Source organism: Kosakonia pseudosacchari, from assembly GCF_015167415.1.
Lineage (GTDB): Bacteria > Pseudomonadota > Gammaproteobacteria > Enterobacterales > Enterobacteriaceae > Kosakonia > Kosakonia pseudosacchari.
Window position 1 is genome coordinate 469,798 of the sequence record NZ_CP063425.1, and the last position, 24,693, is coordinate 494,490.

General features: G+C 54.9%; 27 protein-coding genes. 20 read left to right on the forward strand and 7 right to left on the reverse strand.

Annotated elements, in window-relative coordinates:
- The first annotated feature begins 39 nt into the window (after window positions 1-39).
- The 11 genes from IP581_RS02150 to IP581_RS02200 all read left to right on the forward strand — a co-directional run bounded on the left by IP581_RS02150 (window position 40) and on the right by IP581_RS02200 (window position 9,869).
- Complete coding sequence (locus tag IP581_RS02150) at window positions 40-237, forward strand: DUF2065 domain-containing protein (protein ID WP_017459167.1); 198 nt, start codon at window positions 40-42, stop codon at window positions 235-237.
- Window positions 238-339: 102 nt separating this feature from the next.
- Complete coding sequence (gene purA, locus IP581_RS02155; RefSeq protein ID WP_017459166.1) at window positions 340-1,638, forward strand: adenylosuccinate synthase; 1,299 nt, start codon at window positions 340-342, stop codon at window positions 1,636-1,638.
- 152 nt (window positions 1,639-1,790) lie between these two features.
- A complete protein-coding gene (gene nsrR, locus IP581_RS02160) occupies window positions 1,791-2,216 on the forward strand; it encodes a nitric oxide-sensing transcriptional repressor NsrR (protein ID WP_017459165.1) in 426 nt (141 codons plus the stop codon).
- 38 nt (window positions 2,217-2,254) lie between these two features.
- A complete protein-coding gene (rnr, locus tag IP581_RS02165; protein WP_086872991.1) occupies window positions 2,255-4,690 on the forward strand; it encodes a ribonuclease R in 2,436 nt (811 codons plus the stop codon).
- A 323-nt stretch (window positions 4,691-5,013) separates the two neighbouring features.
- Window positions 5,014-5,748 carry a 23S rRNA (guanosine(2251)-2'-O)-methyltransferase RlmB gene (rlmB, locus tag IP581_RS02170; protein ID WP_045513728.1) on the forward strand — a complete coding sequence of 245 codons (735 nt, stop codon included), beginning with the start codon at window positions 5,014-5,016 and terminating at the stop codon, window positions 5,746-5,748.
- A gap of 126 nt (window positions 5,749-5,874) precedes the next feature.
- The gene (locus IP581_RS02175; protein ID WP_097401774.1) at window positions 5,875-6,276 is read left to right on the forward strand and encodes a YjfI family protein; all 402 of its coding nucleotides are present in this window, start codon (window positions 5,875-5,877) and stop codon (window positions 6,274-6,276) included.
- A 20-nt stretch (window positions 6,277-6,296) separates the two neighbouring features.
- The gene (locus tag IP581_RS02180; RefSeq protein ID WP_086872990.1) at window positions 6,297-6,995 is read left to right on the forward strand and encodes a PspA/IM30 family protein; all 699 of its coding nucleotides are present in this window, start codon (window positions 6,297-6,299) and stop codon (window positions 6,993-6,995) included.
- Entirely contained in the window at window positions 6,995-7,654 is a 660-nt protein-coding gene (locus IP581_RS02185) for a DUF2491 family protein (RefSeq protein WP_193822631.1), read from the forward strand. Before IP581_RS02180 ends, IP581_RS02185 begins: the two co-directional genes overlap by 1 nt.
- A 14-nt stretch (window positions 7,655-7,668) precedes the next feature.
- Window positions 7,669-8,067: a DUF350 domain-containing protein gene (locus tag IP581_RS02190; protein WP_193821648.1), complete on the forward strand. Its 399-nt coding sequence runs from the start codon at window positions 7,669-7,671 to the stop codon at window positions 8,065-8,067.
- Between the two features lie 9 nt (window positions 8,068-8,076).
- A complete protein-coding gene (locus tag IP581_RS02195; RefSeq protein ID WP_086872987.1) occupies window positions 8,077-8,703 on the forward strand; it encodes a DUF1190 domain-containing protein in 627 nt (208 codons plus the stop codon).
- Between the two features lie 2 nt (window positions 8,704-8,705).
- Window positions 8,706-9,869 (forward strand): glutathionylspermidine synthase family protein, encoded by a 1,164-nt coding sequence (locus IP581_RS02200; RefSeq protein ID WP_193821649.1) that lies wholly within the window; start codon window positions 8,706-8,708, stop codon window positions 9,867-9,869.
- Window positions 9,870-9,911: 42 nt separating this feature from the next.
- Here IP581_RS02200 and IP581_RS02205 read toward each other — a convergent pair whose 3' ends face one another.
- Window positions 9,912-11,201 (reverse strand): MFS transporter, encoded by a 1,290-nt coding sequence (locus tag IP581_RS02205; protein WP_193821650.1) that lies wholly within the window; start codon window positions 11,199-11,201, stop codon window positions 9,912-9,914.
- A gap of 193 nt (window positions 11,202-11,394) precedes the next feature.
- On the opposite strand from IP581_RS02205, the gene IP581_RS02210 reads away from it, so the two are divergent.
- Window positions 11,395-13,014 carry an isovaleryl-CoA dehydrogenase gene (locus tag IP581_RS02210; protein ID WP_193821651.1) on the forward strand — a complete coding sequence of 540 codons (1,620 nt, stop codon included), beginning with the start codon at window positions 11,395-11,397 and terminating at the stop codon, window positions 13,012-13,014.
- On the opposite strand, the gene IP581_RS02215 is transcribed toward IP581_RS02210, so the two are convergent.
- The 3 genes from IP581_RS02215 to bsmA all read right to left on the reverse strand — a co-directional run bounded on the left by IP581_RS02215 (window position 13,011) and on the right by bsmA (window position 15,855).
- Window positions 13,011-14,945 (reverse strand): methyl-accepting chemotaxis protein, encoded by a 1,935-nt coding sequence (locus tag IP581_RS02215; protein ID WP_086872984.1) that lies wholly within the window; start codon window positions 14,943-14,945, stop codon window positions 13,011-13,013. The genes IP581_RS02210 and IP581_RS02215 overlap by 4 nt on opposite strands.
- Window positions 14,946-15,114: 169 nt before the next feature.
- On the reverse strand, window positions 15,115-15,402 hold the full coding sequence (yjfN, locus tag IP581_RS02220; RefSeq protein WP_086872983.1) for a DUF1471 family protease activator YjfN: 288 nt from the start codon (window positions 15,400-15,402) through the stop codon (window positions 15,115-15,117).
- A 123-nt stretch (window positions 15,403-15,525) separates the two neighbouring features.
- Window positions 15,526-15,855, reverse strand: a complete 330-nt coding sequence (bsmA, locus tag IP581_RS02225) for a biofilm peroxide resistance protein BsmA (RefSeq protein ID WP_193821652.1) — start codon at window positions 15,853-15,855, stop codon at window positions 15,526-15,528.
- A gap of 187 nt (window positions 15,856-16,042) precedes the next feature.
- Between bsmA and yjfP the strand changes: the two genes are divergently transcribed.
- Window positions 16,043-16,792, forward strand: coding sequence for an esterase (yjfP, locus tag IP581_RS02230; protein WP_193821653.1), 750 nt, complete (start codon window positions 16,043-16,045; stop codon window positions 16,790-16,792).
- Here yjfP and IP581_RS02235 read toward each other — a convergent pair.
- Window positions 16,789-17,970: an MFS transporter gene (locus IP581_RS02235; protein ID WP_193821654.1), complete on the reverse strand. Its 1,182-nt coding sequence runs from the start codon at window positions 17,968-17,970 to the stop codon at window positions 16,789-16,791. The genes yjfP and IP581_RS02235 overlap by 4 nt on opposite strands.
- A gap of 154 nt (window positions 17,971-18,124) precedes the next feature.
- Window positions 18,125-18,397 (reverse strand): YdgH/BhsA/McbA family protein, encoded by a 273-nt coding sequence (locus IP581_RS02240; RefSeq protein ID WP_193821655.1) that lies wholly within the window; start codon window positions 18,395-18,397, stop codon window positions 18,125-18,127.
- Between the two features lie 343 nt (window positions 18,398-18,740).
- On the opposite strand from IP581_RS02240, the gene rpsF reads away from it, so the two are divergent.
- From rpsF to IP581_RS02265, 5 genes are all read left to right on the forward strand, one after another.
- Window positions 18,741-19,136 (forward strand): 30S ribosomal protein S6, encoded by a 396-nt coding sequence (rpsF, locus tag IP581_RS02245; RefSeq protein ID WP_020456251.1) that lies wholly within the window; start codon window positions 18,741-18,743, stop codon window positions 19,134-19,136.
- 6 nt (window positions 19,137-19,142) lie between these two features.
- Window positions 19,143-19,457 (forward strand): primosomal replication protein N, encoded by a 315-nt coding sequence (gene priB, locus IP581_RS02250; protein WP_057066577.1) that lies wholly within the window; start codon window positions 19,143-19,145, stop codon window positions 19,455-19,457.
- Between the two features lie 4 nt (window positions 19,458-19,461).
- Window positions 19,462-19,689, forward strand: coding sequence for a 30S ribosomal protein S18 (gene rpsR / locus IP581_RS02255; RefSeq protein ID WP_000135199.1), 228 nt, complete (start codon window positions 19,462-19,464; stop codon window positions 19,687-19,689).
- A gap of 41 nt (window positions 19,690-19,730) precedes the next feature.
- Complete coding sequence (rplI, locus tag IP581_RS02260; RefSeq protein ID WP_017459146.1) at window positions 19,731-20,180, forward strand: 50S ribosomal protein L9; 450 nt, start codon at window positions 19,731-19,733, stop codon at window positions 20,178-20,180.
- Between the two features lie 275 nt (window positions 20,181-20,455).
- The gene (locus tag IP581_RS02265) at window positions 20,456-21,385 is read left to right on the forward strand and encodes a DMT family transporter (protein WP_193821656.1); all 930 of its coding nucleotides are present in this window, start codon (window positions 20,456-20,458) and stop codon (window positions 21,383-21,385) included.
- A gap of 20 nt (window positions 21,386-21,405) precedes the next feature.
- Here IP581_RS02265 and IP581_RS02270 read toward each other — a convergent pair whose 3' ends face one another.
- Window positions 21,406-22,056 carry a LysM-like peptidoglycan-binding domain-containing protein gene (locus IP581_RS02270; protein ID WP_193821657.1) on the reverse strand — a complete coding sequence of 217 codons (651 nt, stop codon included), beginning with the start codon at window positions 22,054-22,056 and terminating at the stop codon, window positions 21,406-21,408.
- A gap of 263 nt (window positions 22,057-22,319) precedes the next feature.
- On the opposite strand from IP581_RS02270, the gene fklB reads away from it, so the two are divergent.
- Both fklB and cycA read left to right on the forward strand, forming a co-directional pair.
- Window positions 22,320-22,940, forward strand: coding sequence for an FKBP-type peptidyl-prolyl cis-trans isomerase (gene fklB / locus IP581_RS02275; RefSeq protein ID WP_020456255.1), 621 nt, complete (start codon window positions 22,320-22,322; stop codon window positions 22,938-22,940).
- A gap of 300 nt (window positions 22,941-23,240) precedes the next feature.
- Complete coding sequence (gene cycA / locus IP581_RS02280) at window positions 23,241-24,653, forward strand: D-serine/D-alanine/glycine transporter (RefSeq protein WP_193821658.1); 1,413 nt, start codon at window positions 23,241-23,243, stop codon at window positions 24,651-24,653.
- Window positions 24,654-24,693: the final 40 nt, after the last annotated feature.

Consider the following 24,693-nt stretch of genomic DNA (forward strand, 5'->3'; position numbering starts at 1 on the left):
CCTTTTCCGGCGGTGGTTTTGTGTTTATAAGGATCAGCAATGAATTCGACAATCTGGCTCGCTCTGGCGCTGGTTTTGGTACTGGAGGGGCTTGGGCCGATGCTTTATCCGCGTGCCTGGCGGCGTATGATTGCCTCTCTGAGCCTGTTGCCGGACCATCTTTTGCGTCGATTTGGCGGTGGGCTTGTGGTCGCGGGTGTGGTTATCTACTACATGTTGAGGAAAACGATTGGCTGAGGGAAATCAGGCGTTCTTTGGGCATTTTTGCACAGAAAAAGTGCTGAATCTGAAAAAAAGCGGTGGTAGAATCCATTTTTAAGCAAACGGTGATTTTGAAAAATGGGTAACAACGTCGTCGTACTGGGCACCCAATGGGGTGACGAAGGTAAAGGGAAGATTGTTGATCTTCTGACTGAACGGGCTAAATATGTTGTACGCTACCAGGGCGGTCACAACGCAGGCCATACTCTCGTAATCAACGGTGAAAAAACCGTCCTCCATCTTATTCCATCAGGCATTCTTCGCGAAAACGTCACCAGCATCATCGGTAACGGTGTTGTGCTGTCTCCTGCTGCGCTGATGAAAGAGATGAAAGAACTGGAAGACCGTGGTATCCCGGTTCGCGAACGTCTGCTGCTCTCTGAAGCATGTCCGTTAATCCTTGATTATCATGTAGCGCTGGATGTGGCGCGTGAAAAAGCGCGCGGCGCGAAAGCTATCGGTACTACCGGTCGTGGTATCGGCCCGGCGTACGAAGATAAAGTTGCTCGTCGCGGTCTGCGTGTTGGCGATCTGTTCGATAAAGCCACTTTCGCCGACAAACTGAAAGAAGTGATGGAATATCACAACTTCCAGCTGGTGAACTTCTACAAAGTGGAAGCGGTTGACTACCAGAAAGTGCTGGATGATGTCATGGCGATTGCCGACATTTTGACGGCAATGGTGGTAGACGTTTCCGATCTGCTGGATCAAGCGCGTAAACGCGGCGATTTCGTGATGTTCGAAGGCGCGCAGGGCACGCTGCTGGATATCGATCACGGTACTTATCCGTATGTGACCTCCTCCAACACTACCGCTGGCGGTGTCGCGACAGGTTCCGGCCTGGGCCCGCGTTACGTGGATTACGTGCTCGGCATCATCAAAGCTTACTCCACGCGCGTAGGCGCGGGTCCGTTCCCGACCGAACTGTTCGACGACATCGGCGAGTTCCTTTGCAAGCAGGGTAACGAATATGGCGCCACGACTGGTCGTCGTCGTCGTACCGGCTGGCTGGACGCGGTTGCTGTGCGCCGCGCGGTGCAGATTAACTCCCTGTCTGGCTTCTGCCTGACCAAGTTAGACGTGCTGGACGGTCTGAAAGAGGTGAAAATCTGCGTTGCTTACCGCATGCCGGATGGCCGCGAAGTCACCACCACACCGCTGGCGGCTGACAACTGGGAAGGTATCGAGCCGATTTACGAAACCATGCCAGGCTGGTCTGAATCGACCTTTGGTGTAAAAGATCGCAGCGGTCTGCCGCAGGCGGCGCTGAATTACATCAAACGCATTGAAGAACTTACCGGCGTGCCGATCGACATCATCTCCACCGGTCCGGATCGTACTGAAACCATGATTCTGCGCGATCCGTTCGACGCATAATATGGTTTAAGGGCGCGTAAATCGCGCCCTTTTTCTTCGCTTATTTCACCCTTCCGTTCAAATAAATTAGCGACCTGACAGGTGGCTGGTTTATCATCAATAGTGTCAATACCTGCGGGTATCTCATTTTTTTCCCCTTTTATGAGGTTGATGTGCAGTTAACAAGCTTTACCGATTACGGTTTGCGCGCCCTGATTTACATGGCGTCGCTGCCGGCAGGACAAATGACCAACATTACTGAAGTTACAGAAACGTATGGCGTGTCCCGTAATCATATGGTCAAGATAATCAATCAGCTGAGCCGTGAAGGCTACGTCGCGGCCGTCCGTGGGAAAAACGGTGGGATCCGGCTGGGGAAACCCGCGCAGGATATTCGTATTGGTGATGTTGTCCGCTCACTGGAGCCGCTGGCACTGGTCAATTGCAGCAGCGAGTTTTGCCATATCACCAGTGCCTGTCGCCTGAAAAAGGCACTTGCCAAAGCTGTGCAAAGTTTTCTTAAGGAGCTGGATAACTACACGCTGGCCGATTTGGTTGAAGAGAATCAACCGCTTTACAAATTATTGCTGGTGGAATGACGAAAATTCCCACCAGAGCTGACAACGGAGGAACCGCAATGTCACAAGATCCTTTCCTCGAACGCGAATCTGAAAAATATACCAACCCCATTCCCAGCCGCGAATTCATCCTCGATCACTTAGCCAAACGCGAAAAACCAGCCAGCCGGGATGAACTGGCTATTGAACTCAATATCGAAGGTGAAGAGCAACAAGAAGCGCTGCGTCGACGTCTGCGCGCCATGGAACGCGACGGACAATTAGTCTTTACCCGCCGTCAGTGCTACGCCTTACCGGAACGTCTCGATCTGCTCAAAGGCGTGGTGATTGGTCATCGCGACGGCTATGGTTTTCTGCGCGTTGAAGGCCGCAAAGACGATCTTTATCTCTCCAGCGAGCAGATGAAAATGTGCATTCACGGCGATCAGGTGCTGGCGCAACCGCTGGGTGCCGATCGTAAAGGTCGTCGCGAAGCGCGCATCGTACGCGTACTGGTGCCGAAAACCGGGCAGATCGTTGGCCGCTACTTTACTGACGCAGGCGTCGGTTTTGTCGTGCCGGATGATAGCCGCATGAGTTTCGACATCCTTATCCCGCCTGAAGAGGTTATGGGCGCGCGCATGGGCTTTGTCGTGGTCGTTGAGCTGACGCAGCGTCCAACTCGCCGCACAAAAGCGATTGGTAAAATCGTCGAAGTGCTTGGCGACAACATGGGTACCGGCATGGCCGTTGACATGGCGCTGCGCACCCATGAAATTCCTTACCAGTGGCCGCCGGAAGTGGAAAAACAGGTCGCCGGGCTGAAAGAGCAAGTGCCGGAAGAGGCCAAAGTCGGACGCGTGGATCTGCGCGACCTGCCGCTGGTCACCATTGATGGCGAAGATGCCCGCGACTTTGACGACGCGGTGTATTGCGAGAAGAAACGCGGCGGTGGCTGGCGCTTGTGGGTAGCGATTGCCGACGTAAGCTACTACGTACGTCACGGTACGGCGCTTGATAACGAAGCCCGTAATCGCGGAACCTCGGTCTACTTCCCGTCGCAAGTGGTGCCGATGCTGCCGGAAGTGCTGTCGAACGGTCTGTGCTCGCTGAATCCGCAAGTGGATCGCCTGTGCATGGTCTGTGAAATGACCGTCTCCTCAAAAGGGCGTTTAACCGGCTTTAAATTCTACGAAGCGGTGATGAGTTCCCACGCACGTCTGACGTACACCAAAGTGTGGCATATTCTGCAAGGCGATCAGGAACTGCGTGAGCAGTACGCGCCGCTGGTGAAACACATCGAAGAACTGCATAACCTGTATAAAGTGCTCGATCAGGCGCGCGCTGAGCGCGGTGGCATTTCGTTTGAGAGTGAAGAAGCGAAGTTTATCTTCAACGCCGAGCGCCGCATTGAGCGCATTGAGCAGACTCAGCGTAACGATGCGCACAAGCTCATTGAAGAGTGCATGATCCTCGCCAACATCTCCGCCGCGCGTTTTGTGGAGAAAGCCGACGAGCCGGCGCTGTTCCGTATTCACGATAAGCCCACGACTGAGGCGATCACCGCGTTCCGCTCCGTGCTTGCTGAGCTGGGTCTGGAACTACCTGGTGGCAATAAACCGGAGCCGCGCGATTACGCCGAGCTACTGGAATCGATTGCCGATCGCCCGGATCACGAAATGCTGCAAACCATGCTGCTGCGCTCGATGAAACAGGCGATCTACGATCCGGAAAATCGCGGCCACTTCGGCCTGGCGCTGCAATCTTATGCACACTTTACGTCACCGATTCGTCGCTATCCCGATTTGTCGCTGCACCGCGCCATTAAATATTTACTGGCGAAAGAGCAGGGGCTGAAGGGCAACAGCACCGAAACGGGCGGCTGGCACTACAGCATGGAAGAGGTGCTGCAACTGGGCCAGCACTGTTCGATGACCGAACGCCGCGCCGATGAAGCCACTCGTGATGTTTCGGACTGGCTGAAATGCGACTTTATGCAGGATCAGGTCGGCAACACCTTCCCTGGCGTTATCGCCAGCGTCACCGGCTTTGGTTTCTTCGTGCGGCTCGACGATCTCTTTATCGACGGGCTGGTACATGTCTCCTCGCTGGACAACGATTACTACCGCTTTGACCAGATCGGTCAGCGGTTGATTGGTGAATCCGGCGGGCAAACGTATCGCCTCGGCGATCGGGTGCAGGTGAAAGTCGAAGCGGTCAATATGGATGAGCGCAAGATCGACTTCTCGCTGATCTCCAGTGAGCGCAGCCCGCGTAACGTGGGGAAAACCGAGCGTGAAAGAGCGAAAAAAGGTTCGGCAGGCAAAAACGGCTCTGCGAAAAAGCCGCCGCGTCGCCAGATGGGCAAAAAAGTGAATTTCGAGCCAGACAGCGCCTTCCGGGGTGAAGGTGGAAAAGGCAAAGCGAAAAAAGCCAAAAAACCCTCGGCGAAAACGCAAAAAATCGCCGCCGCGACCAAAGCGAAACGCGCGGCGAAAAAGAAAACCGCTCAGTAATATTGCGAAGCCCTTCCTTGTGAAGGGCTTTTTTCTGTCTACGTTATTTCAGTACGACCGTAGTGATCGTTATTCTTTGCGACCTGCGAGTAAATTCCCCTTCTTCATTCATACTATGTCATTCGCAGATTGGGCGCTTCGCTAACGGCCTGGTTTTATCAGACGCGATGAGAGCGCAATGTGAACTCTCCTTTCATCAGCAGGCAAAGCAGCCCCTGACCTGCGGAGGTACTTTCTGCCGCGCGGGTCGGTTATACTGAGCGCCAGTGACGAGTATCACAGCCCATATAACGCGGCGAAACCGCCCCAAATGAGTACCATCAATGAGTGAAATGATTTACGGCATCCACGCGGTGCAGGCCCTGCTGGAGCGCGCCCCGGAGCGTTTTCAGGAAGTGTTTATTCTGAAAGGCCGCGAGGACAAACGTCTGCTGCCGCTGATCCACGCGCTGGAAGCACAAGGCGTGGTGATCCAGGTGGCGAACCGCCAGTATCTGGATGAAAAAAGCGAAGGCGCGGTGCATCAGGGGATCATTGCACGCGTGAAACCAGGGCGTCAGTACCAGGAAAACGATCTGCCGGATCTGATCGCCAGCCTCGAACAGCCCTTCTTTTTGATCCTGGATGGTGTCACCGATCCGCACAACCTGGGCGCTTGTTTACGTAGCGCAGACGCGGCGGGCGTACATGCGGTGATCGTACCGAAGGACAAATCCGCACAGCTGAATGCCACGGCGAAAAAAGTCGCCTGCGGCGCGGCAGAGAGCGTACCGTTGATCCGCGTGACCAACCTTGCGCGCACCATGCGCCTGCTGCAGGAAGAGAATATCTGGATTGTCGGTACAGCGGGCGAAGCGGATCACACCCTGTTCCAGAGCAAAATGACCGGGCGTATGGCGCTGGTAATGGGTGCGGAAGGTGAGGGTATGCGCCGCCTGACGCGGGAGCACTGTGATGAGCTGATCAGCATCCCGATGGCGGGCAGCGTGTCGTCGCTCAACGTTTCTGTCGCCACCGGTATCTGCCTGTTTGAAGCGGTGCGCCAGCGCGCGCTTTAAACTTCCCGCGCACGGTAAAACCACCCTTATTCGGGTGGTTTTTTTTGCTCTGAACACTGGTAGAATTTGCCGGCAGATATTTTCTCTTTTTACTTTTATTGCGATGGAATAAGCAGGGTATAAATGATGGCATGGACTGTAGAGACACTTAGCGCGGCATTATTGCAATCATCGACGCTTAATTTAAATATCCGACATGAAGCCGATGCGTTAATTATTAAACTGGATGACTACGGCGACTTACAATTAAATCTGTTACTGACTTCCCGGCAGATAATTATTGAAACCTATATTTGTCCTTTAAGTGAAATTAAACAACAGGACGCTTTTAACGCCTTCCTGCTGCGCAATCAAAAACTTTTACCGTTATCTTCTGTTGGCATCTCGCCTGTCGGTGGGGAAGAGTATTATGTCGCCTTCGGCGCGCTGTCGCTGAACTCCTCGCTTGACGATATCCTGCTGGAAATCTCCACACTTGCGCAAAACGCGCTGGATCTTGCTGAATTAACCGATGATTTTACCCAATAACATTATCAGGGAGTGGTGGTATGGGAATTTTAAAAAGCCTGTTTACGCTGGGTAAATCTTTTATTGCTCAGGCAGAAGAGTCGATTGAAGAGACCCAGGGTGTGCGTATGCTGGAGCAGCATATCCGCGACGCGCGCGCTGAACTGGATAAAGCGGGAAAATCCCGCGTCGACCTGCTGGCACGCGTTAAATTGAGCAATGATAAACTGGCCGATTTGCGCGAACGTAAAGAGAGCCTTGAAGCCCGCGCGCTGGAAGCGATGGCGAAAAATGTGGACGCCGGTTTGCTCAATGAAGTCGCCAGCGAAATTGCCCGTCTGGAAAATACCATTGCGGCGGAAGAGCAGGTGCTGGCAAACCTTGAAACGTCGCGCGATGCCGTTGAAAAAGCGGTGACCGCCACGGCTCAGCGTATTGAGCAGTTTGAGCAGCAACTGGAAGTGATCAAAGCCACCGAGGCGATGCAGCGCGCGCAACAGGCTGTTACCACTTCTACCGTGGGCGCGTCCAACAATGTGGCGACGGCGGCGGAGTCCCTGAAACGCCTGCAGGCGCGCCAGGCTGAACGCCAGGCCCGACTGGACGCGGCAACGCAGCTTGAGAAAGTGGCGGACGGACGCGATCTCGACGAAAAACTGGCGCAGGCCGGTATTGGCGGCAGTGATAAAACCTCGGCGCAGGATGTGCTGGCGCGTCTGCAACAGCAACAAAAACCGTGATGCTCTCTTTTCTGAAAAACCTGCTGGGGCGGCCTGATGCGGCCGCCCCGGTAAGAGGTCCACTTGGGTTGCATCTGCACGCGGGTTTCACCATAGATACGCTGCTGTTTCGCCTGTGCGAAGACGATTTGCTGGTTCAGCTTCCCGGCGAAGAGTACACCATTGGCGCGTGCGGTTCGTTCGATCTCGGTGCCGGATGCATGATTCATCGCTACTACACCACGGGCGATGAGTTCCTGCAAATCAGCACCTCGGGCGGCCTGGAAACGCACAACATCGATGACATCAAACTGTTTGTGTATGAAGAGAGCGCGGGGGTTTCCGGCGAAAAAGCCTGGCGCGATATGTTGAGCGCAAAAGCGATGGGTAAGCCCGCGTTACGCTGGCGCGATTGCCAGTGGCTGCGCGTGTTTAACGCGGAAGAGCGGGGCGATATCGAACCGGTCTACACGCTGGAAACCGTCAACAACCACGCTGGCGCAAGCTGGGAAGTGCACAACTTTATGATGGCGTACCAGCGTGAGGTCACCACAGATGTGTTCGAATATTTGCTGTTAAACGGCGAAGAAACCTTTAATGCGCAAAACCAGCCGGAGTGGATCTACTCGCGCGCGCTGGGCGTGGATATTCCGCTGACATCATTAAAGGTCATTGGTTAATTATGGGTGTAGACATGCATATTCTGGGATCGCTGCTGGCGTTTTGCTCTTATTTCTTTATTGGCATTGCGATGGTGCTCTGTTTTCTTTTCGTTTATACGCGCATTACCCCGCATGATGAATGGCGGTTAATTAAAGAGAATAATGTCGCCGCATCGTTAGCATTTAGTGGTTCGCTGCTGGGCTATATTATTCCGCTCTCCAGCGCGGCGATTAACTCGGTAAGCATTCCGGATTATTTAATCTGGGGCGTTATTGCACTGGTAGTGCAGTTACTTGTTTACGGCGGTGTGCGTCTCTATATGCCGAAACTGAGTGACAAGATAATTAACAGCAATACTGCCGCCGGGATATTTATGGGGGCAGCGGCCCTGGCGGGCGGGATTTTTAATGCCGCCTGCATGACGTGGTAATGGAAAATCATGGCCAGAAAGAGATCAAATCGGCAAAGAAATCCTATTCTTTCGCCAGCGCAGAACCGTGCCCAACGGCCCATTTTCTCCCAGCCGAAAGAGCGTAAAAGCGGGCAATACCTGACGCTGGCGATTATGGGCGGTGCGGCCTTTTTTGCGTTAAAAGGCTGTAACGATCATAAAGACGATAACGACGGCGACGGTGTTTATTACACCTCGCAGCAAGATTGCGTTGACGACGGCAACACCGCGCAGGTGTGCAACGATGCGTGGAATAACGCGCGCATGAACTTTGAGCAAGAGATCCCGCGCAATATGTCGCAGCCGTACTGCGTGCAGCAATACGATAATTGCTATTACGACAATATTGGTCAGCGCTGGATGCCGGTGCTCAGCGGTTTTCTGCTCAGCAAAGCCTTGCGTAAAGACCGGGATGAGCAATACAGCTACAGCAGCGGCGGCAGTTCCTACGCCTCCCGCCCGGTGTGGCGCAACCGTGACGGCGATTACAGCTGGCGTTCCGGTGGAAGCAGCAGCGCGAGTAGCCATTACGGTTATACCACCAAAAAAGCGACGACTTCATCACGTGGCGGTTTCGGGCGCTCTTCCAGCGCGCGCGGAAGCTGGGGAGGCTAACGATGCTGCGTCATGATGTTGCTGTGCGTCCGGATCTTGAGCGGATCGCCCGCGACCACGGTTTCGACTTCCATATCATTGATAACGAGGTTTACTGGGATGAGAGTCGGGCCTACCGTTTTACGCTACGCCAGATTGAAGAGCAGATCGAAAAGCCGACCGCCGAACTGCATCAGATGTGCCTTGAGGTCGTGGATCGCGCCGTGAAGGACGAGGCGATCCTGCGTCAACTGGCGATCCCGCCGCTGTACTGGGACGCGATTGCCGAAAGCTGGCGCAACCGCGATCCGTCGCTCTACGGGCGGATGGATTTTGTCTGGTGCGGCAAAGACCCGGTGAAATTACTCGAATACAACGCCGATACGCCGACCTCGCTGTACGAATCGGCCTATTTCCAGTGGCTGTGGATGGAGGATGCGCGGCGTAACGGTACACTCCCGCGCGACGCCGATCAGTACAACGCCATTCAGGACAAGTTGATTGCCCGTTTCGCCGAGATCCAGAGCCGTCACCCGCTCTACTTTTGCTGCTGTAAAGGAACCGAGGAAGATCGCGGCACGGTGCTCTACCTTGAAGATTGCGCCCGTCAGGCCGGACTCGATACGCGGTTTATTTATATCGAAGATGTTGGACTGGGGCTGGGCGGCGTATTGACGGATCTGGATGATAACGTTATTCGCCAGGCGTTTAAGCTCTATCCGCTCGAATGGATGATGCGCGACGAAAATGGCCCATTGTTGTGTAAACGCCGCGAACAGTGGCTGGAACCGTTGTGGAAAAGCGTGCTCAGCAATAAGGGATTATTGCCGCTGCTGTGGCGTTTCTTCCCCCATCATCCGAACCTGCTGCCCGCCTGGTTTGACGGGGAAAAACCGCAAATCGCGGCGGGTGGCAGCTACGTGCGCAAGCCGCTGTTTTCCCGCGAAGGCGGCAATGTCACCCTTTTCGACGGGGCGCACAACGTGATTGACCATGAAGAGGGCGACTACGGTGAAGAACCGATGATCTACCAGGCTTTTCAGCCGCTGCCGCGCTTTGGCGACAGCTACACGCTGATTGGCAGTTGGGTGATAGACGATGAAGCCGTTGGCATGGGTATCCGCGAAGATTGCACCCTGATTACCAAAGATACCTCGCGGTTTGTGCCGCATTATATCGCCGGGTAATTCACCGCCCGGCAAGCGCAACGCTGCCGGGCTGCTCAAACGTTACTCCTCAAGCGAGCGCAAATGGTCATCTTTTTTGAGCGTCATCAGCGCCACAATGCTGACCAGCGCCGTTGCCATCACGTAATAGGCCGGGATATCGACATTTCCTGTCTCTTTGATAAGCCCGGTGATGATTAACCCCGCGCAGCCGGAGAACAGCGCGTTCGACAGCGAATACGCCAGACCAAGCCCGGTATAACGCACGCGGGTTGGAAACATCTCCGCCAGCATCGCCGGGCCAGGGCCTGCCAGCATACCGACCAGACCGCCCGCTACCAGCACCACCGCGGCTTTTATCGCCAGCGTGCTTGTTTCCGCCTGCAGGATTTTCAGCAGTGGCAACGCGAGGATCAATAACAGCGCGGTGGCTATTACCATCACTGTGCGGCGCCCGATACGATCGCTCAGCATACCGGAGGGAATGATCGTCAACGCAAAGCCAATATTGGATATCACCGCAATCAGTAGCGCCTGATTAAAGCCAGTATGTAGCGCCGACTGTAAATACGCAGGCATGATCACAAGGTAGGTATAACCCGCGGCGGACCACACCATCACCCGGCCAATCCCCATGATGATGGCTTTGAATGTGTCGCTCAGCCGGGCGCGTTCGGTAGCCGGTTGCGCCTGCTGTTGCACAAAACTTGGCGTCTCCTCCATGCTCACCCGCAACCACAGCGCGACAACGCCCATCGGCAGCGCAAGGAAGAAGGGGATGCGCCAGCCCCAGTCGTGCAATGCTTCTGGCGTCAGCAACACGGAAAGCAGCGCCACAATACCGGCACCCGCCAGCAGTCCCAGCGCCACGGTAAAAGATTGCCATGCACCATACAACCCGCGTTTGCCGCGCGGCGCGAACTCCGTCATCAGCGATACCGCGCCACCGTATTCGCCCCCGGCAAACAGCCCCTGCAAAATGCGCAAACCGGTGATGATGAGCGGCGCGGCGATGCCAATGCTGGCATACACCGGGGCAAGACCAATTGCGAATGTCGCGAGCGTCATCATCACCAGCACGATAATCAGCGTCGGCTTGCGGCCAATCCGGTCACCGATGCGCCCGAACACCATTGCCCCCAGCGGGCGAAAGAAAAAGGCGACGGCAAAAGAGGCGTAAGTCAGGATCAGGCTGGTGAGCCCTGTTTCGCCCGTGAGTTGAAAGAAGTTTTTCGCAATCACGGTGGCAAGAAAGCCGTAGACCGCGAATTCGTACCACTCGATAAAGTTGCCGATCGAGCCGGCAATTAACGCGCGCTTGTGCGCCTTTGGTGCGTGTCGGGAAGCTGGCATTGGGATTCTCTATGGCAAGGTGAGAATAAATTATTCATCAGTAATCTCATTCATGAAATATATTATTCTTATATTGTGTGAGCCGTTTCACGAATGATTGCCGTCAAATTGCGGCCTTGTGAGCCTACTCCCATGCAGCGTTAGCGCGGGCTGTCCATACTTATCTTCATTGCCATTGAAGGAGGGAGACACGATGCACTGGCAGACGCATACCGTTTTTAACCAACCCATTCCGTTAAAAAACAGCAACCTTTTTCTTTCTGATCGCCCTTTGTGCGAGGCAGTGGTGCGCGAAGGCGCGGCGTGGGACGCCGAGTTGCTCGCCAGCCTTGGGCAACAATTGGGCGCGGCGGAATCACTGGAGCTGGGAAGATTAGCCAACGCCAATCCCCCGGAGCTGCTGCGTTATGACACCACTGGCGAGCGGCTGGATGATGTCCGTTTTCACCCGGCGTGGCATCTGTTGATGCAGGGGCTGTGCGCCAACCGGGTGCATAACCTGGCCTGGGAGGAGGAGGCGCGTGTCGGTGCTTTTGTTGCGCGGGCGGCGCGGTTTGTGCTGCACGCCCAAGTTGAATCCGGCACGTTGTGCCCCATCACCATGACCTTCGCCGCAACGCCGCTGCTGCAACAGGCATTGCCGATGCCTTTTCACGACTGGTTAAAACCGCTGTTGAGCGATCGTTACGATCCGCATTTAGCGCCAGGCAACCAGAAACGCGGCCTGCTGATTGGGATGGGAATGACCGAAAAACAGGGTGGAACGGATGTACTGAGCAACACCACCCGGGCGGAAAAAAGCGGTGATGAATACCGGCTGGTGGGGCATAAATGGTTCTTTTCCGTACCGCAAAGTGACGCGCATTTGGTGCTGGCGCAGGCCAAAGGCGGGCTCTCCTGCTTCTTTGTACCGCGCTTTCTGTCTGACGGTCAGCGTAACGGTGTGCGGCTGGAACGCCTGAAAGACAAGCTCGGTAACCGCTCTAACGCCAGTAGCGAAGCGGAGTTTTGCGATGCCAGCGGCTGGCTGCTTGGCGAAGAGGGCGATGGTGTACGGCAGATCCTCAAAATGGGCGGGCTAACGCGCTTTGATTGCGCGCTGGGAAGTCATGGGCTGATGCGCCGCGCCTTTTCGGTGGCGCTGTATCACGCGCACCGGCGGCAGGCGTTTGGCAAAAACCTGGTCGATCAGCCGCTGATGCGCCACGTGCTGAGCCGGATGGCGCTGGAACTGGAGGGGCAAACCGCCATGCTGTTTCGCCTCGCCCGTGCATGGGACAGCCGCCGCAATGAGCAAGAGGTGCTTTTTGCGCGCCTGTTTACTCCGGTGGCTAAATTTGCGGTCTGTAAAGGCGGCATCCCGTTTGTCGCCGAAGCGATGGAAGTGCTTGGCGGTATCGGCTATTGCGAAGAGAGCGAATTACCGCGCTTGTATCGCGAAATGCCGGTCAACAGCATCTGGGAAGGTTCCGGCAACGTCATGTGCCTGGATGTGCTGCGCGTGTTGGGTAAACAGCCGGGGATAGTGGATGTGCTCAGTGATGATTTTGCGGCGGTGAAAGGGCAGGATCGCCATTTTGATCGCGCATGGCGACAGCTTCAGCAGCGGCTACGCAGACCGGATGAAGCGCAGGGTAGGGAGATTACGCAACTGCTTTGGCGGCTGGGGACGGGGGCGCAAATGCTGCGCCACGCATCGCCGCCGATGGCGCAGGCGTGGTGCCAGATGATGCTGGATACCCGTGGCACGTCACTGATTAGCGAGCAGGTGCAAAATGACCTGCTGCTTCGCGCCACGGGGGCAGCGAATTAATCCATCTTCAGGCGGAACAGGCTTACCAGCTCGCTCAGGTGCGCGCCTTTTTCCCGCAGCGTACGGGCGGTTTCCTCACTTTGTGAAACGCGCCCGGCGTTGACGTGCGTGGCATCACCGATGTGCGTCATTGCCAGATTAACCTGGTTGATCCCGGCTGATTGTTCGCGGGAGGCATGGTTGATTTCATGCACCAGTTGGTTGATTTGATCCATGTGGCTGATGATCGATTGCATGGCGACTCGCGTGGCTTCTGACTGGGAGTGGCCTTCGCCCACTTTTTTCAGCGTGTCACCAATCAGCGCTTCAATCTCTTTCACCGCGTTGGCGCTGCGCGCAGCCAGGGCGCGTACTTCCTGGGCAACCACGGCAAAACCTTTACCGTGTTCGCCCGCGCGCGCAGCTTCCACTGCGGCGTTCAGCGCCAGGATATTGGTCTGGAACGCGATGGATTCAATCACATGGGTAATGTCGGCAATGCGCTGCGATGCCGCGCGAATGTCTTCCATTGTCGCCACGGAGTGATCGACGGTTTTCCCGCCTTTTTGCACCGCGTCGGTGGTTTCATTGACCAGGCTTTGCGTTTGTTCCATGTTGGCGGCGTTTTGCTGCACGGTGGCGGCAAGCTGCTCCATGCTGGCGGAGGTTTCCTCCACGCTGCTGGCTTGCTTGTTAATCTGCTCGCTGATCTCGCCGCTGTCGGCGGCCAGGGCGTTGGTGCCGAGGTTAATCTCGGCGGCGGATTCGCGCACCTGCAACACAATCTTGTGCAGCCCGTCGCCAATGCCGTTAATGGCTTCGATCAACTGACCGACTTCATCATGACGATCCACCACCAGAGTGGCGCGCAGATCGCCTGCCGAATACTGCTGAGCGAGTTCGATAACGTTACGCAGCGGGCGGCTGAGCCAGCGGCGAATGATGACGACAAACAGTGCGGCGAACAGCAGGGACACCACTACGCCAGCCAGCAGGAATTGGTTACGCATGGTGGTGACATCGCGCAGCAGCACGGCTTTGTCGACTTCGCCAACGACTGTCCAGTTCCAGCCGGGTAGCGCGGTGTAAGACATCAGCAATGTGCGGCCGTCCGCGCTCTGGCGCGCCAGCGTACCGCTGTTGCTTGTCAGCAAGGTTTGCAGATCTTTTTCATCCCACTGCGGGCGTTTGCCTTCGTCGGTATCGTGGAACAGGTAGTTGCCGTAATTCTTGCCCTGGTTACGATCAAGCACGAAGAAATGACCGCTTTCACCCAGCTTACGACCGAGGATCTTATTGCGCATCACGTCCCATGAACGGGTGATATCCACGCCAACAAACAGAATGGCAATGGTATTGCCGCTGGCGTCTTTCACCGGCTGGTATTGGGTGATGTAGCGTTTGCCAAACAGCAGCGCCAGCCCGCGATAGACTTCACCTTTCATTACCGGCGCAAAAGCCGGGCTGGCTTTATCCAGCTTAGTGCCGATGGCACGATCGCCATTCTCTTTACGCAGTGATGTTGCAACGCGCACAAAGTCGTCACCGCTGCGCACGAATAGCGTCGCGATAGCGCCTGTACGGTTGAGGAAATCGTCCGGGATAGCATTGTTGTTATGCAGTTCACTATCGCCGCCTTTGAAGAGCGGCACATCGATACCGTTAATCTCGCGGCGCTGTTGTGGATCAACCGCGAGCGGCTGTGGCAGAAAACTGCTGAACAAGCGCGTGTAGCTCTCCACCTCATCACTGAGACTACTGTTGAACATTTCCACCATATCCACCACCCCGGTAGATTGGCTGTGCAGGTCTTCCATGGCCAGCGTTTCCAGCTGTTGGCTGGCTTTATTGCTCATCAGAAAAGTGAATAAGAGGAAAAGCGTTGCAACGCTTGCGCCAGTCAGGAGTGACAATTTTGCACCGAGGCCGGTGCGACGAAAAAAGGCGCTCATAATTTGTCCGTTGTTCTGTGTATGTGGCTCCTTCAACGGCACAATTGCGATAACATTTAGTTTGTCAATGTAACAAAATGTTACACCGATGTATCATTGCGATAACATAATCTTAATGATTGTAGGGGCATAAAAAAGCCACCAGATTTAGGTGGCTTTTTCCAGCGGCTCAGGCGTACAAAATGGCCTGCACTCGCCAGTGGTCAACGTGTTGATCTTCCTGCATTCGCACAATGCGATACCATGAGGCTCCCTGTTCATCTGCTTTTAACGCGATAACCCGCTCCACGTCCTGTAGGCTCCCTGAGACATTATTGACGGAGATAAGACCGATTTCGTTTAATCCCGTCACGCAGTCAGCGCTGGCGAACTCTGCAGGCTGCGCTGTTGTATTTAGCAAACCGGTAGAAAGCAACAGTGAGTTTAAGGCAAGAGATCGTTTCATAGTCAGCTCCATTTTACGTTACCCCGATTTTTTGCAGGGCTTCCTTTCGCGCAACGGATTCGAAAAATCCTATTGTGCACAGGAGAACATCAATGGACGCAAAGCAATGTAAATGTCCTGAAAATCAACGCCTCGCTACTGCTTGTACAGCAGGGCGCGTCCGAACCAACGACCGGGAATTATGGTGTCATCCATCATGATGATGACGTAATAATCGGCGCTGGCAGCCACGGCTTTGGCTTTGATTGCGTCTTCCACGTCCATGGGAGAACCCAGTACCGTTACGCTAACGGCGCCAATCTCGCGGAGCTCCTGCGTTTGATTACGGCGGATTTCCTGCGGATGGTCGCTAACCGGCGGTGCAGATTGCGGCTTACCTTCCAGCACTGCGCAGCCGCTTAACAGCAAGGCGAACAGTATGCACAGTAAAGCACGCATGGTTTTCTCATCTCTCCTGATTGCCATAGTGTAGTTCCTGGTGAATTTCCGTTTGGGGGAATGTTCCCGAAATGTTATCCCGAGCACTAATTTCGAATGAAAGTGTTTTGAAAGCGTAATCTATCTCGCAATGTCATCAGATGCTCATGCGAAATCTGACTTGCACCTCGCTGTCGCCAGTGGCATACCAGCACTATAGATCAAGGAGGGAGTAATGATTGAGCTTCAGGTTGAACAATTTGCGGGTGTCGAAACATTGCATGCCTTCCCGGCGGGAAAACGCGGCGAACCGCTGCCTTGTATCGTGTTTTATCACGGCTTCACCTCATCAAAGCTGGTCTACAGCTATTTCGCTGTGGCGCTGGCGCAAGCCGGTTTTCGCGTGGTGATGCCAGACGCGCCCGATCATGGTGCGCGTTTTAGTGGCGATGTTGAGCGGCGTTTGCACCAGTTCTGGCAAATTCTGAGAGGCAATATTGAAGAGTTCGCCGCGCTGCGCGACGCGCTGGCGCGCCTTGAATTGATTGATAACCAGCGGCTGGCGGTCGGCGGTGCGTCGATGGGCGGGATGACTGCGCTGGGCATCATGACGCGTCACCCGGAAGTGCGCTGCGTCGCAAACCTGATGGGGTCCGGTTATTTCACCTCCCTTGCCCGCACGCTTTTCCCGCCGCTCGCGGTGACGACGCCGGAACAGCAGCGTGAATTCGACGCGATTATTGCTCCACTCTCACGGTGGGATGTCAGTACGCAACTGTCGCGCATCGCCGATCGCCCGCTGCTGTTGTGGCACGGCGAGCAGGATGATGTGGTGCCAGCGGCGGAATCTTTCCGTTTACAGCAAGCGTTGCAGGAACAGGGGCTGGACACCCATCTCACTTACCAGTGGGAAGCCGGGGTAAAGCACCGCATTACCCCGCACGCGCTGAGTGCGACAACGGACTTTTTTAGCCGTTATCTTTAAGCCGCTCGGCGAAGGCGGATAACCATCAGCGCGAGCACGCAGATGAGGGTACCTGCCCAGAAGGTTGACGCCGCGCCGTGGGTTTCCCACAAAACGCCGGCACCGAGGCTTGCCAGCAGCAGCGCAACACCGCTGAGTAAATTGAACATGCCAAACGCCGTGCCGCGCAGTTCCGCTGGCGCGGTATCGGCAACCATGGTTGCTAACAAGCCTTGCGTCATACCCATGTGTACGCCCCACAGTGCGACACCGAGCAGCAACGTGCTCCAGTGCTGGCTGAGCGCCAGCGCCATATCCGCGAGGATCAGCACCACCAGACCCAGCTGTAATAACCGGCTGTGGCTGATGCGGTCTGACAATTTGCCAAACGGATACGCCGTCACCGCGTAGACCAGGTTCATGGCGACCATCACCAGCGGGATTGTCGCCAGGGGGATATGCATTTGTTGGGCGCGCAGCACCAGAAACGCTTCGCTAAAGCGGGCGAGAGTAAAAACAAAACCGAGCGTCACAACCCACCAGTAAGCACGGCTTAACCGGTTGAGATTTTCACGGCTAATGGGATTGGTGCGTTTATGGGTGATGGGAGTTTTCGGTTCGTGCAGGCCAAAGAATAACAGCGCGACCGCCAGTACACCGGGGATCACCGCAATCCAGAACACGGCCTGAAAGTTGTCATTCCACAGCAGCATCAATGCGACCGCCAGCAATGGCCCGAGGAACGCGCCTATGGTGTCCAGCGACTGGCGTAACCCAAATGCCGCGCCGCGGATTCCTGCCGGGGTGACATCGGCAACCAGCGCATCGCGCGGCGCACCGCGAATGCCTTTGCCAAGCCGGTCCATCAGGCGTGCGCCAAATACCAGACTGGACGTTGAGGCCAGCGCAAACAGCGGCTTGCTTAATGCGCCCATGCCATAACCGAGCAGCGCCAGCCCTTTACGTTTGCCGATGTAGTCGCTGAACATACCGGAAAAGACTTTCACCATCAGCGCGGTGGCTTCCGCCAGCCCTTCAATCAGGCCAATAATCACGACACTTGTGCCAAGCGTCGTGGCCATAAACAGGGGCAACAAGCTATGGATCATCTCCGAGGAAATATCCATCAACATACTGACGCCGCCTAATATCCAGACGCCTGCAGGTATGCGACCTAACGTTGAAAACCGCTTGAACATTGTCTTGCCCGCCAAGTTTCTTTGCCTATGTCTGACGATGATTAAAGCGGTCAAAAAGCGGTTTGGTAAGGGCGAATGAAAAAATTCTTATTGAGGTGTGCGGCCCCAATGCGGGGCCGCAAATGCAAGAGGAACTAGCCTGTAAACCGTGTGATTAGCGGTAGATAAATGCGCTGGCGTGCAGATTGCCGTTGCTTCCCGGCTCATGCGTGAGCTCTGCACGGTAATATTTGGCGCTGTGGGCGTCGGCCTCGTCATTGAGTGCCTCGTCCGCGTCATGCTCGGTGGCGAAGTTATGATTGATATAGATAACGCCTAAGCTATGTACATCATCCATGTTGCGGGCTTGCTGGTTGTTGAGTTTAATTGCCGCTGCGGCATTGGCGCTAAGCAGCAAGGTTGTTAATAATATTGCGATGTATTTCATGATGTTATGCTCCGATAAAACGTCGTTTTTTAGTTCTTGAACATCTCTCCTCCTTATGTGTGAGGCCTGTGTAAAGTTTACGCGTTAGCCCGAAAAGGTATCGCGACCATTTCTGATGCTGTCGTTCAAAAAATTGCCGTAATGCGTTGTGCTTAATTTTAATTCGCCAGGCGCGCTTCTCTTTGCGCTTAGTGCGAATTATTTGTGCAATTGCCTTGAGTTTGACAGGGGACATCAGTATTATGACGCGTCAATTTTTCAGCCGACCTTTAACACGTTCCTTGCCTCCCCGGGATTCGGCTGACCCAGACAGGAGGCTGAATAATCCGTAAGGAGCAATTCGATGCGTCATTACGAAATCGTTTTTATGGTCCATCCTGACCAGAGCGAACAGGTTCCGGGCATGATCGAACGTTACACTGGTGCAATCACTGCAGCAGAAGGTACGATCCACCGTCTGGAAGACTGGGGCCGCCGTCAGCTGGCTTACCCGATCAACAAACTGCACAAAGCCCACTACGTTCTGATGAACGTTGAAGCTCCGCAGGAAGTGATCGATGAGCTGGAAACAAACTTCCGCTTCAACGATGCCGTTATTCGCAGCATGGTTATGCGTACTAAACACGCTGTTACCGAAGCATCTCCGATGGTTAAAGCGAAAGACGAGCGCCGTGAGCGTCGCGATGATTTCGCTAACGAAACCGCAGATGATGCAGATGCTGGGGATTCTGAAGAGTAATTACTGATGACCAACCGCCTGGTGTTGTCCGGCACAGTGTGCAGGGCGCCGCTTCGTAAGGTCAGCCCGTCAGGAATTCCTCACTGCCAGTTCGTGCTTGAGCACCGTTCTGTGCAGGAGGAAGCCGGTTTCCACCGGCAGGCGTGGTGCCAAATGCCTGTGATAATCAGCGGGCAGGAGAACCAGGCCATTACTCACAGTATAACGGTCGGCAGCGCAGTAACTGTTCAGGGGTTCATCAGTTGCCACAAGGCAAAGAACGGCTTGAGCAAAATGGTTCTGCATGCCGAGCAGATTGAATTGATAGATTCTGGAGACTAGCCAAATGGCACGTTATTTCCGTCGTCGCAAGTTCTGCCGTTTCACCGCGGAAGGCGTTCAAGAGATCGACTATAAAGATATCGCTACGCTGAAAAACTACATCACCGAAAGCGGTAAGATTGTCCCGAGCCGTATCACCGGTACCCGTGCAAAATATCAGCGCCAGCTGGCACGCGCTATCAAACGCGCTCGCTACCTGTCCCTGCTGCCGTACACTGATCGTCATCAGTAATCGGTCACGGTCCATTAATACGACTTTGAGAGGATAAGGTAATGCAAGTTATTCTGCTTGATAAAGTAGCAAACCTGGGTAGCCTGGGTGATCAGGTTAACGTTAAAGCGGGCTACGCTCGTAACTTCCTGGTACCGCAGGGTAAAGCTGTTCCGGCTACCAAGAAAAACGTTGAGTATTTCGAAGCACGTCGCGCTGAACTGGAAGCCAAACTGGCTGACGTTCTGGCGGCTGCTAACGCTCGCGCTGAAAGCATCAATGCACTGGGCTCTGTTACCATCGCGTCTAAATCTGGCGACGAAGGTAAACTGTTCGGTTCCATCGGTACTCGCGACATCGCTGACGCTGTAACTGCAGCTGGCGTGAAAGTTGCGAAGAGCGAAGTTCGCCTGCCGAACGGCGTTCTGCGTACTGTTGGTGAGCACGAAGTGGACTTCCAGGTTCACAGCGAAGTATTCGCTAAACTGACTGTAAACGTTGTTGCTGAGTAATTCGTTACTCACAGCAATGCCTCTGAGTCGTTCGGGCTTGCAGGAAGGCGGCAAGTGAGTGAATCGCCAGGAGCTTAGATAACTAAGTGACTGGTGTGAGCGAACGCGGCCAACGCATCTGCAACGCGAAATACAACGGGGAATAAAACGCCGGCCTTGTGCCGGCGTTTTGCTTTTCAGCACCACCAGAAATGGTCATTGTTCCTTGCAGAATCGTGATTTCTTATGCATCCTCGGATAATAATTGAAACGCAATTTTATCTTTGAGATTTGTCATGGAAACCGCTCTGCCCGCGTCCGTTTTTGCCCGCCGAAATGTGGCTTACGCTTGCGCCACGCTCTGTTGTCTGCTCTGGGGTAGCTCTTACCCGGCCATTAAAAACGGCTACGAACTCTTTCACATCGCCCCCGATGACATCCCGTCAAAAGTGGTCTTTGCCGGTTATCGTTTCCTGTTTGCGGGCGTGTTGCTGCTGCTGTTCGCGATGGCGCAGCGTAAACCGATCGGCAGACTATCGGCGACACAGTTTGGGCAACTGACGGTGCTTGGGTTAACGCAAACGACCCTGCAATACACTTTCTTCTATATTGGTCTGGCGTATACCACTGGCGTAAACGGGTCGATCATGAACGCGACCGGCACCTTCTTCAGCGTGCTATTGGCGCACTTTATCTATCAAAACGACAAACTCAGCTACAACAAAAGCCTCGGCTGTATTTTGGGTTTTGCCGGCGTCATGCTGGTGAACTTTCACAGCGGTATGCGGGATTTTGTTTTTGTCTGGAACGGCGACGGTTTCATTGTGCTGGCGGCGTTTATCCTCTCTGCCGCCACGCTGTATGGCAAACGTATTTCCCAGACGGTCGATCCGACGGTGATGACCGGCTGGCAGCTGGCTATTGGCGGCGTCGCGCTGCTGATTGGCGGCTATTTGTCGGGCGGAACGCTGGCAGTGCATAGCGTCAGCGCAGTGGCAATCCTTGGCTATCTTACGTTGCTGTCGTCGGTGGCGTTCGCCCTGTGGAGCATGCTGCTGAAAGTGAACCGCGTCAGTATGATCGCGCCGTTCAATTTCGTGATACCGGTTGCCGGTTCGGTGCTCTCCGCCATTTTCCTTGGTGAAAATATTCTCGAAATCAAATACGCGGTCGCACTGGTGCTGGTCTGCTCAGGAATTTGGTGGGTCAACAAACGAGCCGGGTAACGTATACCCGGCAGAGTAGATTAACGCGCGCGGATAAAGCTGCCGTCCGGCTGACGGGTAAACAGCACCGGCTGGCCGCCGGTTTCGATGGTCAGCCCGGTCACTACGCCGTTGGCGTTCTGGCGAATTTTCACCATCTGGCCGCTTTGCAGGGTGCTCAGCGGTTTACCGTCGCCTTCCACTTTGGCCATCGCATAAACATCGGTTGGCGGCAGATTGTGATCGCGGAACAGTTGCGCCAACGTTTTCCCCTCTTCAACACGGTAAGCGCGCCACTGTTGCTCGATGCCGCTGGAAGAGGGCAACGTGTTCTGCGTTACATGCTGGCGCGGTTGCTGCTGCTCTACGGTTTGCTGCTGTTGCATGGACGCTTCCGCGCTCGGCGCGGTCTGCTGCGGCTCACTTACTACCTGCGGCGGTGTGGGTTCCGTTGTGGAAGGTTGCGGCTGTGAAGAGGCTGGAAGATTGAGTTGCGCTTCGCGAGCGCCGGAAGGCGCGGTGGCGCGGTTGCTGTCGTCAGTTGACGGTAACAGAAAACCGATAACCACCAGCAAAGCCGCGAGGATCAGGCCGCGACGGTGCAATGGCGGGAGCGGGTCCATCAGGCGAAAATGGTCCGGGGCTTGCCAGATTTTCACCAGGGTAGGTTTCAGTTCAAATCGCCCGGGCATGGCTTTCCTCCTGCTCCGCGTCATGTAATGTCCTGTCTCGTTGAGTATATACACTTTATTCCGCAACCGCGGCGTGCGCCGTTTTTAACTGCCTGAAAGTCGACAAAAAGCTGCATTTTGTGACCGCAATTCGGGATAAATCTTACTTGCTGTATTCTTTCCCTTTCCCTGCGATTTGTCATCTTTCCTGCGACAAAGTTTTACCCGGTGCAGCGCGGCTGTTATGCTGCGCGCTACCTTAAAAAGCGATGAAAGGAAAACCCATGACAACCCCAACTTTTGACACGATCGAAGCGCAAGCCAGCTACGGCATTGGTTTGCAGGTAGGACAGCAGCTGAGCGAATCCGGGTTAGAGGGGCTGTTACCGGAAGCGCTGGTCGCAGGTATCGCAGATGCACTGGAAGGCAAACAACCCGCTGTTCCGGTCGACGTTGTCCACCGCGCGCTGCGTGAAATCCACGAGCGTGCCGACGCTGTGCGTCGTTCCCGTTTCGAAGAGATGGCGGCAGAAGGCGTGAAATATCTGGAAGAGAACCGCGAGCGTGAAGGCGTGAACAGCACCGAATCCGGTCTGCAATTCCGCGTTATCACCCAGGGCGAAGGCGCTATCCCGGCGCGTACTGACCGTGTGCGTGTGCACTACACCGGTAAACTGATTGATGGCAGCGTGTTCGACAGCTCCGTTGCGCGCGGCGAACCGGCTGAATTCCCGGTTAACGGCGTGATTGCTGGCTGGATCGAAGCCCTGACGCTGATGCCGGTGGGTTCCAAATGGGAACTGACCATTCCGCACAACCTCGCGTACGGCGAGCGCGGCGCTGGCGCGTCTATTCCGCCGTTCAGCACGCTGGTATTTGAAGTGGAACTGCTGGAAATTCTGTAATTTCCCGCATGAATGCCTCTTCCCGTCAGGGAAGGGGCGGCACCTGCTGCGCTGATCGTTTGTTAATAAAACCAATACCGACAGATTATCTTGCAAATAGCGCAATCGGGTGTATTTTTGTGAGCTATTTCGCGTTGCCTGAGTGATATGACACTCACTTTAAACAAATATTTAACATTGTTTTTAATTCCGAGTATTCATCCCGCCGATTCTTACCTAATATCTTTGCGTCCATACAAGGGCGGAACACGCAACTAAAAAAGGCCAGTAGAGCCCCAACAACACAGACAGGAATACAACATGGTAGATCAGGTTAAAGTCGTGGCCGACGAACAGGCGTCGACTGAACAGTCGCTACGGCGAAATCTCACAAACCGGCATATTCAGCTTATCGCCATTGGTGGTGCCATCGGGACCGGGCTGTTTATGGGCTCCGGGAAAACCATCAGCCTCGCCGGTCCGTCGATCATTTTTGTCTATATGATCATCGGCTTTATGCTGTTTTTCGTCATGCGCGCCATGGGTGAATTACTGCTGTCAAATCTCGAATACAAATCCTTTAGCGACTTCGCCGCCGACCTGTTAGGGCCGTGGGCGGGGTATTTTACCGGCTGGACATACTGGTTTTGCTGGGTGGTAACCGGCATGGCGGATGTTGTTGCCATCACGGCTTACGCGCAGTTCTGGTTCCCCAATCTCGCCGATTGGGTAGCGGCACTGGCCGTTGTCGTCGTGCTGCTGAGTCTTAATCTCGCGACGGTGAAAATGTTCGGCGAGATGGAGTTCTGGTTTGCGATGATCAAAATCGTCGCCATTGTCGCGTTGATTATCGTGGGTGTGGTGATGGTGCTGATGCACTTTAAATCCCCGACCGGCGTTGAAGCCTCTTTCTCGCATCTGTGGAATGACGGCGGCTGGTTCCCGAAAGGTATCAGCGGGTTCTTTGCCGGTTTCCAGATCGCGGTGTTTGCTTTTGTGGGGATTGAACTGGTCGGTACGACCGCAGCGGAGACCAAAGATCCGGAGAAATCCCTGCCGCGCGCCATCAACTCGATTCCGGTGCGCATCATTATGTTCTACGTTTTCGCGCTGATTGTGATCATGTCGGTGACACCGTGGAGCTCCGTGGTGGCGGATAAGAGCCCGTTTGTTGAGTTGTTCGTGCTGGTGGGTATTCCGGCGGCGGCGAGCATTATCAACTTCGTGGTGCTGACGTCGGCGGCCTCTTCCGCCAACAGCGGTGTCTTCTCCACCAGCCGGATGCTGTTCGGCCTGGCGCAGGATGGCGTGGCGCCGAAAGCGTTCGCCAGGCTCTCTAAACGCGCGGTCCCGGCGAAAGGACTGACCTTCTCCTGTATCTGCCTGCTGGGCGGCGTGGTGATGCTGTACGTGAATCCGAGCGCGATTGCCGCGTTCACCATGATCACCACCGTATCGGCGATCCTGTTTATGTTCGTCTGGACGATCATCCTCTGCTCGTACCTGGTGTACCGTAAGCAGCGCCCGCAGTTGCATGAAAAATCGAACTACAAAATGCCGCTCGGCAAAGTGATGTGCTGGGTGTGCATGGCGTTCTTCGTTTTTGTACTGGTGCTGCTGACGCTGGAAGCCGATACCCGTCAGGCGCTGATTGTGACGCCGCTGTGGTTTGTGGTGCTGGGCGCAGGCTGGCTGTACGCGGGCAAAAAGCGTCTGGCTAACCGCCAGCCATAAAAAAAGAGCCGCGCGGCGGCTCTAAACTTCCATGAATCAG

What these genes read in the sequence shown, in the direction of transcription:
- rlmB (WP_045513728.1), top strand. Translation starts at nt 5,014, where the DNA reads ATGAGTGAAATGATTTACGGCATCCACGCGGTGCAGGCCCTGCTGGAG.
- rnr (WP_086872991.1), top strand. Translation starts at nt 2,255, where the DNA reads ATGTCACAAGATCCTTTCCTCGAACGCGAATCTGAAAAATATACCAAC.
- IP581_RS02180 (WP_086872990.1), top strand. Translation starts at nt 6,297, where the DNA reads ATGGGAATTTTAAAAAGCCTGTTTACGCTGGGTAAATCTTTTATTGCT.
- rpsF (WP_020456251.1), top strand. Translation starts at nt 18,741, where the DNA reads ATGCGTCATTACGAAATCGTTTTTATGGTCCATCCTGACCAGAGCGAA.
- IP581_RS02205 (WP_193821650.1), bottom strand. Translation starts at nt 11,201, where the DNA reads ATGCCAGCTTCCCGACACGCACCAAAGGCGCACAAGCGCGCGTTAATT.
- IP581_RS02175 (WP_097401774.1), top strand. Translation starts at nt 5,875, where the DNA reads ATGGCATGGACTGTAGAGACACTTAGCGCGGCATTATTGCAATCATCG.
- IP581_RS02240 (WP_193821655.1), bottom strand. Translation starts at nt 18,397, where the DNA reads ATGAAATACATCGCAATATTATTAACAACCTTGCTGCTTAGCGCCAAT.
- yjfP (WP_193821653.1), top strand. Translation starts at nt 16,043, where the DNA reads ATGATTGAGCTTCAGGTTGAACAATTTGCGGGTGTCGAAACATTGCAT.
- bsmA (WP_193821652.1), bottom strand. Translation starts at nt 15,855, where the DNA reads ATGGCAATCAGGAGAGATGAGAAAACCATGCGTGCTTTACTGTGCATA.
- IP581_RS02200 (WP_193821649.1), top strand. Translation starts at nt 8,706, where the DNA reads ATGCTGCGTCATGATGTTGCTGTGCGTCCGGATCTTGAGCGGATCGCC.
- IP581_RS02235 (WP_193821654.1), bottom strand. Translation starts at nt 17,970, where the DNA reads ATGTTCAAGCGGTTTTCAACGTTAGGTCGCATACCTGCAGGCGTCTGG.
- yjfN (WP_086872983.1), bottom strand. Translation starts at nt 15,402, where the DNA reads ATGGAGCTGACTATGAAACGATCTCTTGCCTTAAACTCACTGTTGCTT.
- IP581_RS02185 (WP_193822631.1), top strand. Translation starts at nt 6,995, where the DNA reads ATGCTCTCTTTTCTGAAAAACCTGCTGGGGCGGCCTGATGCGGCCGCC.
- IP581_RS02150 (WP_017459167.1), top strand. Translation starts at nt 40, where the DNA reads ATGAATTCGACAATCTGGCTCGCTCTGGCGCTGGTTTTGGTACTGGAG.
- IP581_RS02195 (WP_086872987.1), top strand. Translation starts at nt 8,077, where the DNA reads ATGGCCAGAAAGAGATCAAATCGGCAAAGAAATCCTATTCTTTCGCCA.
- rplI (WP_017459146.1), top strand. Translation starts at nt 19,731, where the DNA reads ATGCAAGTTATTCTGCTTGATAAAGTAGCAAACCTGGGTAGCCTGGGT.
- IP581_RS02270 (WP_193821657.1), bottom strand. Translation starts at nt 22,056, where the DNA reads ATGCCCGGGCGATTTGAACTGAAACCTACCCTGGTGAAAATCTGGCAA.
- cycA (WP_193821658.1), top strand. Translation starts at nt 23,241, where the DNA reads ATGGTAGATCAGGTTAAAGTCGTGGCCGACGAACAGGCGTCGACTGAA.
- priB (WP_057066577.1), top strand. Translation starts at nt 19,143, where the DNA reads ATGACCAACCGCCTGGTGTTGTCCGGCACAGTGTGCAGGGCGCCGCTT.
- IP581_RS02215 (WP_086872984.1), bottom strand. Translation starts at nt 14,945, where the DNA reads ATGAGCGCCTTTTTTCGTCGCACCGGCCTCGGTGCAAAATTGTCACTC.
- purA (WP_017459166.1), top strand. Translation starts at nt 340, where the DNA reads ATGGGTAACAACGTCGTCGTACTGGGCACCCAATGGGGTGACGAAGGT.
- IP581_RS02190 (WP_193821648.1), top strand. Translation starts at nt 7,669, where the DNA reads ATGCATATTCTGGGATCGCTGCTGGCGTTTTGCTCTTATTTCTTTATT.
- IP581_RS02210 (WP_193821651.1), top strand. Translation starts at nt 11,395, where the DNA reads ATGCACTGGCAGACGCATACCGTTTTTAACCAACCCATTCCGTTAAAA.
- IP581_RS02265 (WP_193821656.1), top strand. Translation starts at nt 20,456, where the DNA reads ATGGAAACCGCTCTGCCCGCGTCCGTTTTTGCCCGCCGAAATGTGGCT.
- rpsR (WP_000135199.1), top strand. Translation starts at nt 19,462, where the DNA reads ATGGCACGTTATTTCCGTCGTCGCAAGTTCTGCCGTTTCACCGCGGAA.
- fklB (WP_020456255.1), top strand. Translation starts at nt 22,320, where the DNA reads ATGACAACCCCAACTTTTGACACGATCGAAGCGCAAGCCAGCTACGGC.